The following is a 14,659-nucleotide window of genomic DNA, read 5'->3' as shown; positions in this document are numbered from 1 at the left end:
TGCCGACCAGCGGCGCGCTTTCAGGGTTCTGGCTCACCGGTTCTCGCTCCCCCCGGGATAAAAGGAAGCGGCGGATTATAGGAATCGCCGGGCCGCGCGCAAGTGCGACCGCCGCATGCCCGCCCAGCCCCGGCAGGGGGCAGGCACGGGTTCAAGAAGTCATCAGGCGATGATGTCGGGCAGCAGCTGGCTTTCCAGGCGCGCGATCAAATCCTTCAGCAGCAGCTTGCGCTTCTTCAAGCGCTGGATCTGCAGCTGATCGACCGGGAACTGGTCGGTCAGGCGGGTGATCACGTCATCCAGGTCACGATGCTCCACCCGAAGCGTGGCCAGCTTCTCCTTCAGGGTGTGTTGCTCAGTCATCCGTGCCTTTTAGTGTTCACCAGTCTCGATCGTCGGCGATCTATACCAGAAATCCACGGCGGAGGGTGCTGCCTTTCGGCAGATCTTTCGGCGATTGCGGGCAGGGCGGGTTTTCCTCAAACTCAGACCTCAGGGCCCATGAGATGGACCCAAAGCGGGGAGCCTGGGGATGAGCAGCGGCAAGCGTATCGGCATCCTGACCAGCGGCGGCGACTGTGCCGGCCTGAACGCCGCCCTGCGCGCCGTCACCACCCGCGCCGTCACCACCTATAACTGGCAGGTGCTGGGCATTGAGGAAGGCACCCACGGCCTGCTGGACCGGCCGGTGCGCCACCGGGTGCTGCTGCCGTCACAATTGGACGGCAACGTCCTGCGCCAGGGCGGCACCATCCTGGGCACCACCAACAAGGGCGACCCCTTCGCCTATCCCATGCCGGACGGCAGCAAGAAGAACCGGGCGGAAGAGATCATCGCCGGCTATCGCGAGCTGGGGCTGGACGCGCTGATCGGCATCGGCGGCGACGGCAGCCTGGCCATCCTGCGGCGCCTGGCGCAGGAGGGTGGCCTGAACCTGGTGGGCATTCCCAAGACCATCGACAACGATCTGGGCCTGACCGAGGTGTCGGTAGGCTATGACACCGCCGTGGCCGTGGCGACGGAGGCGCTGGACCGCCTGCAGCCCACCGCCGCCAGCCACGCCCGCGTCATGGTGCTGGAGGTCATGGGCCGCGACGCCGGCCACATCGCGCTGGCGGCCGGTGTCGCCGGCGGGGCCGACGTCATCCTGCTGCCGGAGATTCCCTGGACGGTGGAGGGCATGGCCAACCGCATCCGCCAGATCCGCGCCCAGGGTCGCAACTTCGCCCTGGTGGTGGTGTCGGAGGCGGTGAGCATGACCGGCGGCGGCAAGGCGCGGCAGGAGTTCGCCGACGGCCAGAAACGCTATGGCGGCATCGGCAACTACGTCGGCCACCTGATCGCGGAGGCGACGGGGGCGGAAACGCGCGTCACCGTATTGGGCCATGTGCAGCGCGGCGGGTCGCCCAACGCGCGCGACCGGCTGATCGCCTCGGCCTTCGGCGTGCACGCGGTGGATTTGATCGCCGCCGGCAAGTTCGACCGCATGGTGGCCTGGTCCAACCGCAAGGTCATCGATGTCCCCATCGCTGACGCCATCCAGGGCTATGCCGCGGTGGAGGTGGACGGAACGCTGGTGCGCACGGCGCGGGGCTTGGGCATCTATGTCGGCGAACCCGCGGCCTGACGGCGGCCTGTGGCCCCACGCGCTGGCTCTGTACGCCCGGCCGGGGGTGGCACCCCTGTGCCTGGAGGCGCAGGACACCCTGGGCGCCGATGTGCCCCTGCTGCTGTGGGCCGCCTGGGCGGCATCGCGGGGATACCGTCTGACCAATGGCGACATGACCCGGGCCGAGGCGTTGGCCACCGCCTGGCGGGCGCCGGTGATCCAGCCCCTGCGCCGGGCGCGGCGCGCGCTGAAGGACATGACCAGCCTGGGGGACGCCGGGGCGGGCACCCTGTACCAGGCCGTCAAGCAGGCGGAGCTGGAGGCCGAGCGCCAGTACATGGCGGCCCTGGAACACCTGGCGGAGGACTGGCCACACCCGGGCCGGGCCAACAACGACGCCCTGCGCGACAATCTGGCGCGGCTTTTGCCGCCCACGGCGCGCGCCGTTACAGAGCGGTTACATAAGGCGCTTTCCTGACATCCCGGCCCCTATGATAGGGTCGCCCATCAAATCTTTCGTCCCCGCTTCATTTTGAGGGGTGACGACCTTTTTGACCAACCGGGGGACCGGCGCGGCATTCCGTGGGCAGCGGGCGGCCGGACAACGCAGGGCATCCGGAGACGAACGACAACAACAGACGATGGTCCGCCAATGTCCGGGGTACGCAGCCTAACCGCATCGGCCGCACTGGCCACCTTGATCGCCGCCGGCCTGGCCGGCTGCCAATCCACCGACACCAAGGCCCCCGCCCCGCCGCCAGCACCCGTGGCGGCCGGTCCCGCCAGCGGCCCCGCGGCCCCCGGCCTGCCGGTGGTGGATAACGACATCAGCCCGTGCGAGAACTTCTTCCTGCACGCGTGCAGCGTCTGGAACAAGGCCAACCCCATCCCCGCCGACCAGTCGCGCTGGGGCACGTTCAACAAGCTGGCCGACGACAACCTGGCCCTGCTGCATGATGAACTGGACAAGCTGGCGGCCCACCCCACGCCGGAAAGCGCCCGGGTGGCGGATTTCTACGCCGCCTGCATGGACGAGGCCGGCATCGAATCGCGCGGCCTGGCGCCGCTGCAACCGCTGCTGGGCCGCATCACCGGCCTGAAAAGCAAGAAGGGCCTGACCGCCCTGCTGATCGACCTGCACATCGCGGGCGTCAACGCCTTCCACCGCGTGGGCCAGCAGCAGGACTACAAGGACGCGACCCAGGTCATCGCCGGCGTCTACCAGGGCGGCATGGGCCTGCCGGACAAGACCTACTATTTCAAGGACGATGAGAAGTCCAAGCAGCAGCGCGCGGCCTACGTCGCCCACATCCAGAAGATGATGGAACTGGCGGGCGTGCCGGCCGCGACCGCCGCCGCCAAGGCGGCGACTGTGATGCGCATCGAGACGCAGCTGGCCGACGCCTCGCTGGACCGCACGGCGATGCGCGAGCCTGAGAACCGCTACCACATCAAGACTTTCGCGGAGTTGCAGGCGCTGGACCCGGCGGTGAACTGGACGACCTACGTCCATGCCGCCGGCATCAAGCCGCCGGCCACCCTGAACGTCAGCAACCCCGACTTCATGAAGCGGGAAAGCCAGCTGATCCAGACCCTGAGCCTGGACGACATCAAGACCTACCTGACCTGGCGCACGCTGTCGGCCTACGCCACCTGGCTGCCCGACGCCTTCGTGCAGGAGAACTTCAACTTCTTTGATCGCACCATGCGCGGCGCCAAGGAGATGAAGCCGCGGTGGAAGCGCTGTGTCGCCGCCACCGACGTGGCCCTGGGCGAGGATCTGGGCAAGTACTTCGTGGCCCGCGCCTTCGGGCCGGAGAAGAAGGCCCGCATGCAGCAGCTGGTGGCCGACATCCGCAAGTCGCTGGATGAGACCTTCCCCACCCTGACGTGGATGAGTGCGGAGACCCAGGCCAAGGCCCACGCCAAGCTGGCGGCCTTCACGTCCAAGATCGGCTACCCCGACAAGTGGCGCGATTACAGCGCGCTGAAGGTCGAGCGCGGCGACGCCCTGGGTAACGCCCTGCGGGCCGAAGGGTTCGAGTTCCACTACGATCTGGGCAAGATCGGCAAGCCGGTGGACAAGGGTGAGTGGGGCATGACCCCACCGACGGTGAACGCCTATTACTCGTCCACCCACAACGACATCAACTTCCCGGCCGGCATCCTGCAGCCGCCCTTCTTCAATGACGCGGCCGACGACGCGGTGAACTACGGCGCCATCGGCGTGGTCATCGGGCATGAGATCAGCCACGGCTTCGACGACCAGGGCCGCAAGTTCGACGGCGACGGCAATCTGAAGGATTGGTGGACGGTCGAGGACGCGGAGAAGTTCAAGACCCGCGCCCAGTGCCTGGTGGACCAGTACAGCAACAACGTCGCCGACGGCGACGTGAAGGAGAACGGCAAGCTGAAGCTGGGCGAGAACACCGCCGACAACGGCGGCATCCGTGTCGCCTATCGTGCGCTGATGGAACGCCTGACGGCCCAGGGCAAGAGGGATGAGAAGGTCGGCGGGCTGTCGCCGGCCCAGCGCTTCTTCTACGGCTTCGCCCAGGTATGGTGCGGCGAGGCGCGGCCGGAATACCGGCGCCTGCAGGCCCAGACCGATCCGCATTCCCTGGGTGAGTACCGGGTCAACGACACACTGTCGAACATGACGGAGTTCGCGGAGGCGTTCCACTGCAAGCCCACTGACAAGATGGTGGCGGGCGATAAGGCCTGCCGCGTCTGGTAAGGCGGAGAGCACTGACGGGGGCGCCGGAATGAAACCGGCGCCCCTTCTCATTTCAAGAAAGGTTGAGAATATCGCCGATTTAGGGGATAACCCCTTAAGCGCGTATATCTTATTATAAACACAAGTTAGGGTTAGGCCACGTGCCGATGAAGCCGGCGGAACCCTAAAGTCGCAAGGTGGAGATAAGGCCTCATGAGCAAGTTGACCACGGGCATCCTGAACCGGGCGGCGCCGATCGCGCTGGCCACGGCGCTGCTGGCCCTGCCGCAAATCGCCCAGGCGGAAACGGCGAAGCCCGCGGCCGAGCCCCTGCCCCAGGTGGACGAGTCGGTCGACCCTTGCCAGAACTTCTACATGTACGCCTGCGGGCCGTGGAAGAAGGCCAACCCCATCCCGGCCGACCAGTCGCGCTGGGGCAGCTTCAACGCCCTGCATGAGCGCAACCAGACCATCCTGAAGACGGCGCTGGAGGATGTGATCGCCCATCCCAACGCCGACAACCAGCGCGTGGGCAACTATTACGCCGCCTGCATGGATGAGAGGGCGGCCGACGCCAAGGGGGCCGCCCCCATCCAGCCGCTGCTGGACCAGGTGAAGGCGCTCACGTCCAAGGACCAGTTGCCGGCGCTGACGGCGGCGCTGCACGCCGACGGCGTGGACGTGTTCTTCGGTTTTGGCGCCCAGACGGATTTCGAGGATGCGCGCCAGGACATCGCCGTCGTCGCCCAGGGCGGTGTCGCCATGTCGAATCGCGATTACTACATCCGTGAAGGCGCGAAATTCGACGACATTCGCCAGGCCTACGTGGCGCACGTGTCGCACACCTTCCAGTTGCTGGGCGATGCCCCGGCGGTGGCCGACGCCAAAGCCAAGGTGGTGATGGGCCTCGAGACGGCATTGGCCAAAGCCTCGCTCAGCCTGGCCGACCTCAACGACCCGCAGCAGACCAACCACAAGGAAAAGGTGGGCACGCTGTCCACCCTGGTTCCCGGCTTCGACTGGGCCGCCTATTTCACGGCGACCAAGGCCCCCGCCTTCGCCACCCTAAACGTGCAGGAGCCGGACTTCTTCAAGGCCCTGCAAGGGGTGCTGGCTGGCGCGTCGCTGGACGATGTGAAGACCTACCTGTCGTGGGCGGTGGCGCACACCTATTCGTCCCGCCTGTCGCAGGCCTTCGTCGACGAACGCTTCAACTTCTTCAGCAAGAAACTGCGCGGCACGGAGCAGAACCTGCCGCGCTGGAAGCGCTGCGTCGCCGATGCCGACAACGCCCTGGGCGAGGATCTGGGCAAGTACTATGTGAAGGCCGCCTTCGGACCCGAACAGAAGAAGAAGATGCTGGCCATGGTCAAGAACCTGAAGGCGGCATATTCGGTCGATATCGACCAGCTGGACTGGATGAGTGCCGAGACCAAGAAGCGCGCGCATGAGAAGCTGGATACGATCTTCGACAAGATCGGCTATCCCGACAAATGGCGCGACTATTCCAAGCTGGTGGTGACGAAGGACGATCTGGTGGGCAACGCCCAGCGCGCCAACACGTTCGAGACAGCGCGCCAGTTGGCCAAGATCGGCAAGCCGCACGACCGGACGGAATGGCTGATGAGCCCGCCGACCGTGAACGCCTATTACGACCCGACCGAGAACGACATCAACTTCCCGGCCGGCATCCTGCAGCCGCCCTTCTATTTCGCGGGTGCCGACGACGCCATCAACTACGGCGCCATCGGTGCCGTCATCGGCCATGAGATGACCCACGGCTTCGACGACCAGGGCCGCCAGTACGACAAGGACGGCAACCTGAAGGATTGGTGGACGGCAGAGGACGCGGCGAAGTTCAAGACCCGCGCCCAATGCGTGGTGGATGAGTACAACGGCTTCGTCGCCATCGACGACGTGCACCTGAACGGCCAGGCCAGCCTGGGTGAGAACCTGGCCGACAACGGCGGCCACGCCATCGCGCTGAAGGCCCTGCAAGCCACGCTGAAGGGCAAGAAGCCGGCCAAGGATGGGAAGTTCACGGAGGAACAGAAGTTCTTCCTGGGCTATGCCCAGGTGTGGTGCAGCAACGAACGGGATGACGAACGCCGCAACCTGGCCGTCACCGACGTGCATGCCCTGTCCGAGTATCGGGTCAACGGCGTCGTCTCCAACAACGCGGCGTTCGCCCAAGCCTTCAACTGCAAGGCCGGCACGCCGATGAACCGCGGCGACAAGGCCTGCAAGGTCTGGTGATCCTGTTCCCAAGTGCTGAATGAGAGAGCCCCGCCGAAGCGATTCGGCGGGGTTTTTTCATGCCCGGCTGGCGAAGAAGGCGGCGAGGGCCTCGGCGGCTGTGGCCAGATGCTGGCGCACCACCGCCACCGCCCGCTCGACATCGCGATCACGGCACGCCGCCAGCAGGGCGCGGTGTTCGTCCTGGGACATGTGGTCGGAACCGTGGGCCGCCAGGTGGAAGCGCAGGTAACGGTCGAAGGAAGCCAGTTGCCCTTCCGTCAGGGCCAGCAGCTTGGGATGGCCGGCGGCACCATACAGCGTCATGTGGAAGCGGCGGTTCAGTTCGCCCATGCGACCCGGGTCTGGTTCATTATCGATCTCGGCGATCAGATCCTCGGCGCGCTGGAAGTCGACCTCCGTCAGGTGGGGGATGGACAGGGCCAGGGCCGCCGGTTCCAGCGCCTGGCGGATGGCGTAGGTGTCGGCGGCGTCGGCCGCCGAAATCTCCGTCACCACCGCCCCCTTGTGCGGCTGGAAATCCAGCAGGGCCTGCGACTCCAGCTGGCGCAGGGCCTCGCGCACCGGCATGCGGCTGACGCCGAAGGCCGCCGCCAGATCCTCCTGCCGCAGGGGGGTACCGCCGGGCAGCCGGCCGGACAGGATGGCAACACGTAGGGTCGCCTCCACGAACTGGGTGGCGGTGCGGTGGCGCCCGCCGCTTTGCGCGATCAGGGCGTCGAGGTCGGAAAGATCGGACATCCAATATCCATTTGGCGATTGGATCCAATTCATGACATCACTGGAGTCGCTTGTCACCCCTTCCAGGATCCGGCCGATGCGCGACCCAGCCCCGCCCCCACCGTCCCGCGACCGGTTTCAGCCGCTGACGGCGGGCGTGCTGGCCGCGGTGGTCGGATTCGCCAGCACCTTCGCCATCATCCTGCAAGGCCTGGCCGGGGTGGGCGCCAGCCCGGCGCAGGCAGCGTCCGGCCTGCTGGTGCTGTGCGTGGTCCAAGGGGCTGTGGGCATCGGGCTCAGCCTGCGGACGCGCCAGCCCATCAGCATCGTCTGGTCGACGCCGGGGGCGGCCCTGCTGATGGGGCTGGGCGTGCCGCACGGCGGATTCGGCGTGGCGGTCACCGCCTTCCTGCTGACCGGGGCGCTGATCGCCGCGGCCGGCCTGTGGCGCCCGCTGGGCCGGGCGGTGGCGGCGATTCCCCTGCCCATCGCCAGCGCCATGCTGGGCGGCATCCTGATGGAAATTTGCCTGGCGCCGGTCCAGGCGGTGGCCCAGTTGCCGACGCTGGCCCTGCCCATCGTGGCGGCCTGGGCGCTGGGCTGGCGATTCGCGCGGCGCTACGCCGTGCCCATCGCCGTGCTGGTGACGGTGGCCATCGTGGGCGCCACGACGCCGATTCCCGCCGGCGCGCTGGCCCTGCCCCACCCCGTCCTTACCGCACCGGTGTGGAACCTGCTGCCGGCGGCAGGCATCGCCATCCCGCTGTTCATCGTCACCATGGCGTCGCAGAACGTGCCGGGCCTGGCCGTGCTGCGCACCAATGGTTATGAGGCGCCGGTGGGCGCGTCGTTCGTCTCGACGGGGATGGGCACCATGGCCATCGCTGCCCTGGGCGGGCACGGCATCAACCTGTCGGCCATCACCGCAGCGCTGTGTGCCGGGCCGGAGGCCGGGGCCGATCCCGCGCGACGCTATCTGGCCGCCATCGCGGCGGGGGCCACCTATATCGTGCTGGGCCTGTTCGCCGGATTCGCCGCCGCCTTCATCACGGCGTCACCGCCCCTGCTGATCCAGGCGGTGGCCGGCCTGGCCCTGCTGGGCAGCCTGGCGGCGTCGCTGCACGGCGCGCTGGCGGATGACCGGCACCGCCTGGCCGCCATCGTCACCTTCGTCACCACGGCATCGGGAATCGCCCCCTTCGGCGTGGGCGCGGCCTTCTGGGGCCTGGCCGCGGGCAGCCTTCTCCTGCTGCTGGAAAACAGCGGAAAGCGGCCAAAATGAAGCGCAGTGCCACAAAACGCCAAAACGAAAAACCGCGCCTCTGACGGGGCGCGGTTTTTAGTCCGATGGCCGGCGAGCCGGCTATCGGGCAGATAGACGCTCAATCAGCCCTGACGGGCCTTGAAGCGCGGGTTCTGCTTATTGATGACGTACACGCGACCCTTGCGGCGAATAACGCGGCAAGCCTTGTGGCGGGTCTTCATCGACTTCAGGGAGTTCACGATCTTCATGATTTGGACTCGGGCACTTGGATGGGATCACGGACGGAGGCCGGGAAAATAGTAAGGGCGGGGCCGACTGTCAACCTGAGTCATATCGTAAAAGTGATCAGCTGATATCCGCCGGCTTCAGAACGTAATAGCGATAGAGCCGAACACCGGCATCCAGCACCGCCACCCGGCGGGCCCACAGCTCCACCTCCTCCACCACCGCGACCTTGGTGGCGTGGTCCATGCTGTGCTGTTCCAGGTGGTTCACCAGGCTCTGGATGGCGGTCAGGATCAGGCTGCGCTGCAGGTCGGAGATGTCCTCGGTGATGCGGATGTCCAGGTTCCGCTGCTGCAGGCCCTGGGCGTACTGCTCGATGGTCCAGGGGTGCGGTTCCACCGGTTCATGTTCCAGCCAGCCCTTGAAGACCGGGCCGCTGGCTTTGGCCTTGTCCAGGACGTAGTCGGTGAACAGGAAATGGCCGCGCGGCTTCAGCGCCGCCTCGATGGCGTCCAGCAGCCCGTCCTTGTTGCGCACGGTGTAGAAACCTTCCTTGGCGAACACCGCGTCGACGCGCTTGGGCCAGGTGAAGGTCTCCGGATCGAACTGCTGGACGGGCGCCTGGCGCGCCAGGCCCGCCTTGTGCGAGCGGAACATGCCGGCCTCGGCCAGCACGGGATTGGCCTCCAGCCCCGTCACCCAGGCGCCGAACTGCGCCGCCATGGCGCGGGTGGACCCGCCCAGGCCGGCGGCCAGGTCCAGCACGCTCATGGCCGGGTTCAGGCCCAGGGGTTTCACCAGGGTGGGAATGTGGTCGTTGCCGCCGGGGGTGGCGTAACCGTCGCCCCAGATCTTTTCCGCCACCTGCACCCGGGTGGCGGTCCACAGGGGCTTGCCGGCACGGTTCATGCCGGCGCGCTGCTCCGCCGTGGAGCCGGGGCCGTGGGCCTGGCCGCCATAGCCACCGCCGCCATGACCGTCGGGGTCATCCTCGCCGCGCGGACGACGGCTCAGCAGGGTCGCCAGATCGTACCCTTCCCACCAGGCGACGAACCTGTCCTTGATGGTCGCCTGCGGCAGCGCCGCCCCCTTTGAGCCCTGGTGGGCAGCCATGCGTACAACCAGCCCCGTGGAACATTAATGCGGAAACATATTGTACAGACATTGCGCGGCGGTTGAAATGCCCATGCTGAATCGCGCGTGCGGCCAAGTGATGCCGTCCAACCGCGAAGAAGCCCGCCCAGCCCGTTCGGGACATTGCTTCCGTCCGTCCAATACGACACGATTCCAATGCCCTGCGTATCTTGTGCCACCCCCTTCCGCCACACCGCCGCCCAACACCGGATTGGCCCATGACCGAGTCGGACCTGAATCGGGTGCTGCTGGTGGAGGACACGGTGCCGCTGGCCCGCGTCTACACCGAATATCTGAGCACCGAGGGCTATGAGGTGGAGCACCAGGAAACCGGCACGCAGGCGCTGGCCAGCCTGCGCGCCCGGCCGCCCGGCGCCCTGGTCCTGGACCTGAAGCTGCCGGACATGGACGGGCTGGAGGTGCTGCGCGCCACGCACGAGGCCCATCCCGAGCTGCCCGTCATCGTGGTGACGGCCCACGGCTCCATCAGTGTGGCGGTGGCGGCGATGCGCGACGGCGCCTTCGATTTCCTAGTGAAGCCCTTTACCGCCGCCCGCCTGATCGTGACCGTGCGCAACGCGCTGGAGCGGCGGCGCCTGACCCGAATCGTGGCCCATTACCGCCGCGAACTGGACCGCGGCAGCTTCCACGCCTTCGTGGGCGCATCGGCGCCGATGCAGACCGTCTACCGCCTGATCGAAAGCGTGGCGCCCAGCCGCGCCAGCGTCTTCCTGACGGGGGAAAGCGGCACCGGCAAGGAGCTGGCGGCCGACGCCATCCACCGGTGCAGCCCCCGCCGCACCCAGCCCTTCGTGGCCATCAACTGCGCCGCCATCCCCAAGGATCTGCTGGAAAGCGAGATCTTCGGCCATGTGAAGGGCGCCTTCACCGGGGCGGCCGGCGACCGGGCGGGTGCCGCCCGGCAGGCCGACGGCGGCACCCTGTTCCTGGACGAGGTATGCGAGATGCCGGCGGAGCTGCAGGCCAAGATCCTGCGCTTCGTCCAGACCGGCACCTTCCAGCCGGTGGGCGGCACGCAGGTGGAGAAGGTGGACGTGCGTTTCATCTCCGCCACCAACCGCGACCCGCTGGCCGAGGTGGCGGCCGGGCGATTCCGCGAGGACTTGTACTACCGGCTGCATGTGGTGCCCATCCACCTGCCCCCCTTGCGGGAGCGGAACGGCGACATTTGCCTGATCGCCCGCCATTTCCTGACGGACATGGCGCAGGAGGAGGGCAAGGGCTTTCAACGCCTGGATGCCGATGCCGAATCGGCGCTGGCGGCCTATGACTTCCCCGGCAACGTCCGGCAGTTGCAAAACGTGCTGCGTAACGCCGTGGTGCTGAACAACGGGCCGGCGCTGACCCTGGCCATGCTGCCGGAAGCCTTGCGCACCGCCGTTCCCCCGGTGCGGGGGCCCCTGGCGACGGCCACGACGGCCCCCGTTTTCGCGCCCATTCCGACGCCCCCCGCCGCTGCCCACGATGAGGCGGGGGAAATCAAACCTTTATGGCAGCTGGAGAAGCAGGCGATTCAACGTGCGCTTGCGGCCACCGGCGACGACGTGCCGCGTGCCGCCGCGTTGTTGGAGATCAGTCCATCGACGATCTATCGCAAGCTTCAGCAATGGAAAATCAAGATAACGGGCTGATCAAAATGAAAACCCCACATTTGGGGGCCTGAGATCACCATTGCTACACGTTATTGCGGCAAATGCAGGTTGATGGCGCAATTGCCGCCACCATCGCCCCCCTACCCCTGAAACGACTTGATGGAACGGCATCGCATGGCTGGTGCAGTTACATTTTTTTAGGTATAAGCTCAAAGACAGGAGGAATTCCTGCGCACCCAAGTCCGGCTTGGGAGGGATGCGCGGCGGGTCCGTCCTTGCGACCGGTGCCCCCGGCCAAGTCACTTTATCGACTACGTTGAGTTCAAATCACATGTATGAGCGCCGTTCTCCGCAGAGCCCGCAGATCACCCGCCGGGGCGTCAACGCCACCGTCAAGTGGTACAATCCCACGAAAGGCTTCGGCTTCGTGACCCTGTCCGACGGGTCGCCGGACGCCTTCCTGCACGCCTCGGTCGTGCAGGCCTTCGGCCATGACAGCCTGGCTGACGGCACCACCATCACTTGCGACCTGTCGCAGGGCCAGAAGGGCCCGCAGGTCGCCGCCATCCACAGCGTTGACGAGTCCACGGCGGCCCCGGCCGGCGCTGGCCGTCGCGACAGCTTCGGTGGCCCGGCGCCCCGTCGCTCCGCTGGTGGCTGGGACCAGGGCGGCAGCAGCAGCAGCAGCAGCGGCCCGACCGAAACCATCGAAGGCACTGTGAAGTTCTACAGCGCCGACAAGGGCTTTGGCTTTGTGACCCCCGATGGCGGTGGGAAGGACGTGTTCGTCCACATCACCGCGCTTGAGCGTTCGGGCGTCCGCGCCCTGGCGCCGGAGCAGCGGGTGCGCCTGACGACCAGCATGGGTCAGAAGGGTCCGCAGGCCAATCGCGTGGAAGTCCTCTGATCCACCTGATCGGTAGAACGGGATTGACGGCGCCGGGCACCCCGGCGCCGGATTTCCTGTTTTCCTGATGGGGATCTGTCCTCGACCCGCTGGCGTTCATGACGCTGGCGTTGGGGAGCTTTATTTGCGGGCCGGAGACACGGAACGCGCCGTCCACATCGGGCGGCGCGTTTTGTTTTGGTAGCGGTCCCTCTTGTTGACAGCGCGTTCGCATCGCCCGCGCGTCTCGCCCAATGCGGTTCTCACCCGTTCCAGGCCATGCCATTGTCAGGCATGCACAACCCCGCCTGGCAGCACGCCCCCGCCCGCCCGTTCCGTCGCCCCCTGGCCGCCCTGCTGCTGGCCGGTGCGCTGGTTTTGCCCGGCATGGCCGGCGCGCAGATGCCGGATCCGGAACTGGCCTCGCCGTTCAATCCGCGACCGCTGGTGGAGGCCAAGTCCGACATGGTGGTGGCCGCCAATCCGCTGGCGGTGGAGGCCGGGCATGAGATGCTGCGCCAAGGCGGCAGTGCCGTGGATGCCGCCATCGCCGTGCAACTGGTGCTGGGCCTGGTGGAGCCGCAATCGTCCGGCCTGGGCGGCGGCGGATACATGATGATCTGGGACCCGGCGGCGAAGGCGTTGATCTCCCTGGATGGGCGGGAGACGGCGCCGGCCGGCGCGAAAGCCGACCGCTTCCTGGGCCCGGACGGCAAACCCATGCCCCTGATGCGCGCCTTCGATGGGGGCCGCGCCGTGGGCACGCCGGGCATCCCGGCCCTGCTGGCCGACGCCCATCGCCGCTTCGGCAAGCTGCCCTGGGCCACGCTGTTCCAGCCCGCCATCCGCCTGGCCCGCGACGGCTTCACCGTCACCCCGCGCCTGTCGCTGCTGCTGACCCAGCTGACGCCCCTGCTGAAAGACAGGCCCGACATGGTGGCCCTGTTCTTCCACAAGGGGCCCGACGGCGTGCTGACGCCCCTGCAGGCGGGGGAGACCTTCCGCAACCCCGCCCTGGCGCACACCATGGAAGTACTGGCGGCCCAGGGGGCCGACGCCTTCTACCATGGCGCGCTGGGCCACGACCTGACCCGGCATCTGGCCGACGGTGCCCTGCTGCCCACGCCGGCACGAGACGCGCCGGCCCTGGTCACCGACCAGGACCTGGCCGCCTACCAGGTCGAGGATCGCGAACCCCTGTGTGCGCCTTACCGCCAGTGGAAGGTGTGCAGCATGGGGCCCAGCAGCTCCGGCGGCATCGCCATCCTGGAGATGCTGGGCCTGCTGGAACATTTCGACATGAAGGGCCTGGGTCAGGGCTCACCCACCGCCTGGCACCTGATGGTGGAGGCCAGCCGCCTGGCCTATGCCGACCGCGACCTGTATGTCGGCGACCCGGCCTTCATAAAGGTACCCACCAAGGGCCTGCTGGACCGGGAATACCTGGCCGACCGCGCCCGCCAGATCGATCCCGCGCACGCGGCCCAGGGCCCGGTGGCAGCCGGCACCCCGCCGCAGAAGCAAGGCGCGCTCTACGGGCCCGGCTGGCAGGCGGACATCCCCTCCACCTCGCACATGTCGTTGATGGACAAGGACGGCATGTCCGTGTCCTTCACCACCTCGGTGGAGTTCGCCTTCGGATCGGGCATGGCGGTCGATGGTTATGTGCTGAACAACCAGCTGACCGACTTCTCCTTCATCCCCACGGCGGCGGGCACGGGGCTGCCGGTGGCCAACGCCGTGGCGCCAGGCAAGCGGCCCCGGTCTTCCATGGCGCCCACCATCGTCTTCGATCAGGCGGGCAAACCGGTGCTGGTGGTGGGCTCCCCCGGCGGGCCGGCCATCATCGGCTATGTCGCGGAAACCATCATCGCCGCCCTGGATTGGGGCCTGGATGCGCAGGCGGCCGTCAGCCTGCCACGCATCGTCAACCGCAACGGCACCACGGCCCTGGAGAGCGGCCCCTGGGCCCCGCCGCTGAAGGCGGGGCTGGAGGCACTGGGCCAGACGGTGGAACTGAAGTCCATGCCCAGCGGCCTGCACGTCATCAAACGCACGGCCACCGGCCTGCAAGGCGGCGTGGACCCCAGGCGCGAGGGCCTGGCAGCGGGGGATTGAAGAAAACTGATGCCTGCCGACAGGCGCCGAGGCCCAGTTCCACCTGGAACTGGGCTAGGCCGCAACTGCGGCCGCCGGAGATTTCCGGGGAGCCGCAGGCGGACTGGAAATCGAGGAC

12 protein-coding genes are annotated in these 14,659 nt (G+C 67.3%); 8 read left to right on the top strand and 4 right to left on the bottom strand.

Going from position 1 to position 14,659, the window contains the following annotated elements; translation table 11 throughout:
- Positions 1-162: 162 nt before the first annotated feature.
- Positions 163-363 carry a DUF465 domain-containing protein gene (locus PW843_12430; GenBank protein ID MDE1147404.1) on the bottom strand — a complete coding sequence of 67 codons (201 nt, stop codon included), beginning with the start codon at positions 361-363 and terminating at the stop codon, positions 163-165.
- Positions 364-532: 169 nt separating this feature from the next.
- Between PW843_12430 and PW843_12425 the strand changes: the two genes are divergently transcribed.
- From PW843_12425 to PW843_12410, 4 genes are all read left to right on the top strand, one after another.
- A complete protein-coding gene (locus PW843_12425) occupies positions 533-1,627 on the top strand; it encodes an ATP-dependent 6-phosphofructokinase (protein ID MDE1147403.1) in 1,095 nt (364 codons plus the stop codon).
- Positions 1,605-2,087 (top strand): TIGR02444 family protein, encoded by a 483-nt coding sequence (locus tag PW843_12420; protein ID MDE1147402.1) that lies wholly within the window; start codon positions 1,605-1,607, stop codon positions 2,085-2,087. Before PW843_12425 ends, PW843_12420 begins: the two co-directional genes overlap by 23 nt.
- A 174-nt stretch (positions 2,088-2,261) precedes the next feature.
- On the top strand, positions 2,262-4,346 hold the full coding sequence (locus tag PW843_12415; GenBank protein ID MDE1147401.1) for a M13 family metallopeptidase: 2,085 nt from the start codon (positions 2,262-2,264) through the stop codon (positions 4,344-4,346).
- 192 nt (positions 4,347-4,538) lie between these two features.
- Positions 4,539-6,581: a M13 family metallopeptidase gene (locus tag PW843_12410; protein MDE1147400.1), complete on the top strand. Its 2,043-nt coding sequence runs from the start codon at positions 4,539-4,541 to the stop codon at positions 6,579-6,581.
- A 57-nt stretch (positions 6,582-6,638) separates the two neighbouring features.
- Here the strand turns inward: PW843_12410 and PW843_12405 are convergent, their stop codons facing one another.
- A complete protein-coding gene (locus PW843_12405; GenBank protein MDE1147399.1) occupies positions 6,639-7,322 on the bottom strand; it encodes a GntR family transcriptional regulator in 684 nt (227 codons plus the stop codon).
- A gap of 76 nt (positions 7,323-7,398) precedes the next feature.
- Between PW843_12405 and PW843_12400 the strand changes: the two genes are divergently transcribed.
- Positions 7,399-8,583: a benzoate/H(+) symporter BenE family transporter gene (locus PW843_12400; protein MDE1147398.1), complete on the top strand. Its 1,185-nt coding sequence runs from the start codon at positions 7,399-7,401 to the stop codon at positions 8,581-8,583.
- A gap of 104 nt (positions 8,584-8,687) precedes the next feature.
- Here PW843_12400 and ykgO read toward each other — a convergent pair whose 3' ends face one another.
- Entirely contained in the window at positions 8,688-8,813 is a 126-nt protein-coding gene (gene ykgO / locus PW843_12395; GenBank protein MDE1147397.1) for a type B 50S ribosomal protein L36, read from the bottom strand.
- 97 nt (positions 8,814-8,910) lie between these two features.
- A complete protein-coding gene (locus tag PW843_12390) occupies positions 8,911-9,903 on the bottom strand; it encodes a methyltransferase domain-containing protein (protein MDE1147396.1) in 993 nt (330 codons plus the stop codon).
- A gap of 239 nt (positions 9,904-10,142) precedes the next feature.
- Between PW843_12390 and PW843_12385 the strand changes: the two genes are divergently transcribed.
- The 3 genes from PW843_12385 to ggt all read left to right on the top strand — a co-directional run bounded on the left by PW843_12385 (position 10,143) and on the right by ggt (position 14,541).
- Positions 10,143-11,576, top strand: coding sequence for a sigma-54 dependent transcriptional regulator (locus PW843_12385; protein MDE1147395.1), 1,434 nt, complete (start codon positions 10,143-10,145; stop codon positions 11,574-11,576).
- A 292-nt stretch (positions 11,577-11,868) separates the two neighbouring features.
- Positions 11,869-12,444: a cold-shock protein gene (locus PW843_12380; GenBank protein ID MDE1147394.1), complete on the top strand. Its 576-nt coding sequence runs from the start codon at positions 11,869-11,871 to the stop codon at positions 12,442-12,444.
- Positions 12,445-12,717: 273 nt separating this feature from the next.
- Positions 12,718-14,541 carry a gamma-glutamyltransferase gene (gene ggt, locus PW843_12375; GenBank protein MDE1147393.1) on the top strand — a complete coding sequence of 608 codons (1,824 nt, stop codon included), beginning with the start codon at positions 12,718-12,720 and terminating at the stop codon, positions 14,539-14,541.
- Positions 14,542-14,659: the final 118 nt, after the last annotated feature.

The sequence above is a fragment of the Azospirillaceae bacterium genome (genome assembly GCA_028283825.1).
GTDB lineage: Bacteria > Pseudomonadota > Alphaproteobacteria > Azospirillales > Azospirillaceae > Nitrospirillum.
Note: the sequence above shows the minus strand (reverse complement) of the source record. Positions and strands in the feature narration are given on the sequence as shown.

Bases quoted from the DNA above. Each gene is read 5' to 3' on its own strand.
- PW843_12430 (MDE1147404.1), bottom strand. From the start codon at position 363: ATGACTGAGCAACACACCCTGAAGGAGAAGCTGGCCACGCTTCGGGTG.
- PW843_12425 (MDE1147403.1), top strand. From the start codon at position 533: ATGAGCAGCGGCAAGCGTATCGGCATCCTGACCAGCGGCGGCGACTGT.
- PW843_12420 (MDE1147402.1), top strand. From the start codon at position 1,605: ATGTCGGCGAACCCGCGGCCTGACGGCGGCCTGTGGCCCCACGCGCTG.
- PW843_12415 (MDE1147401.1), top strand. From the start codon at position 2,262: ATGTCCGGGGTACGCAGCCTAACCGCATCGGCCGCACTGGCCACCTTG.
- PW843_12410 (MDE1147400.1), top strand. From the start codon at position 4,539: ATGAGCAAGTTGACCACGGGCATCCTGAACCGGGCGGCGCCGATCGCG.
- PW843_12405 (MDE1147399.1), bottom strand. From the start codon at position 7,322: ATGTCCGATCTTTCCGACCTCGACGCCCTGATCGCGCAAAGCGGCGGG.
- PW843_12400 (MDE1147398.1), top strand. From the start codon at position 7,399: ATGCGCGACCCAGCCCCGCCCCCACCGTCCCGCGACCGGTTTCAGCCG.
- ykgO (MDE1147397.1), bottom strand. From the start codon at position 8,813: ATGAAGATCGTGAACTCCCTGAAGTCGATGAAGACCCGCCACAAGGCT.
- PW843_12390 (MDE1147396.1), bottom strand. From the start codon at position 9,903: ATGGCTGCCCACCAGGGCTCAAAGGGGGCGGCGCTGCCGCAGGCGACC.
- PW843_12385 (MDE1147395.1), top strand. From the start codon at position 10,143: ATGACCGAGTCGGACCTGAATCGGGTGCTGCTGGTGGAGGACACGGTG.
- PW843_12380 (MDE1147394.1), top strand. From the start codon at position 11,869: ATGTATGAGCGCCGTTCTCCGCAGAGCCCGCAGATCACCCGCCGGGGC.
- ggt (MDE1147393.1), top strand. From the start codon at position 12,718: ATGCACAACCCCGCCTGGCAGCACGCCCCCGCCCGCCCGTTCCGTCGC.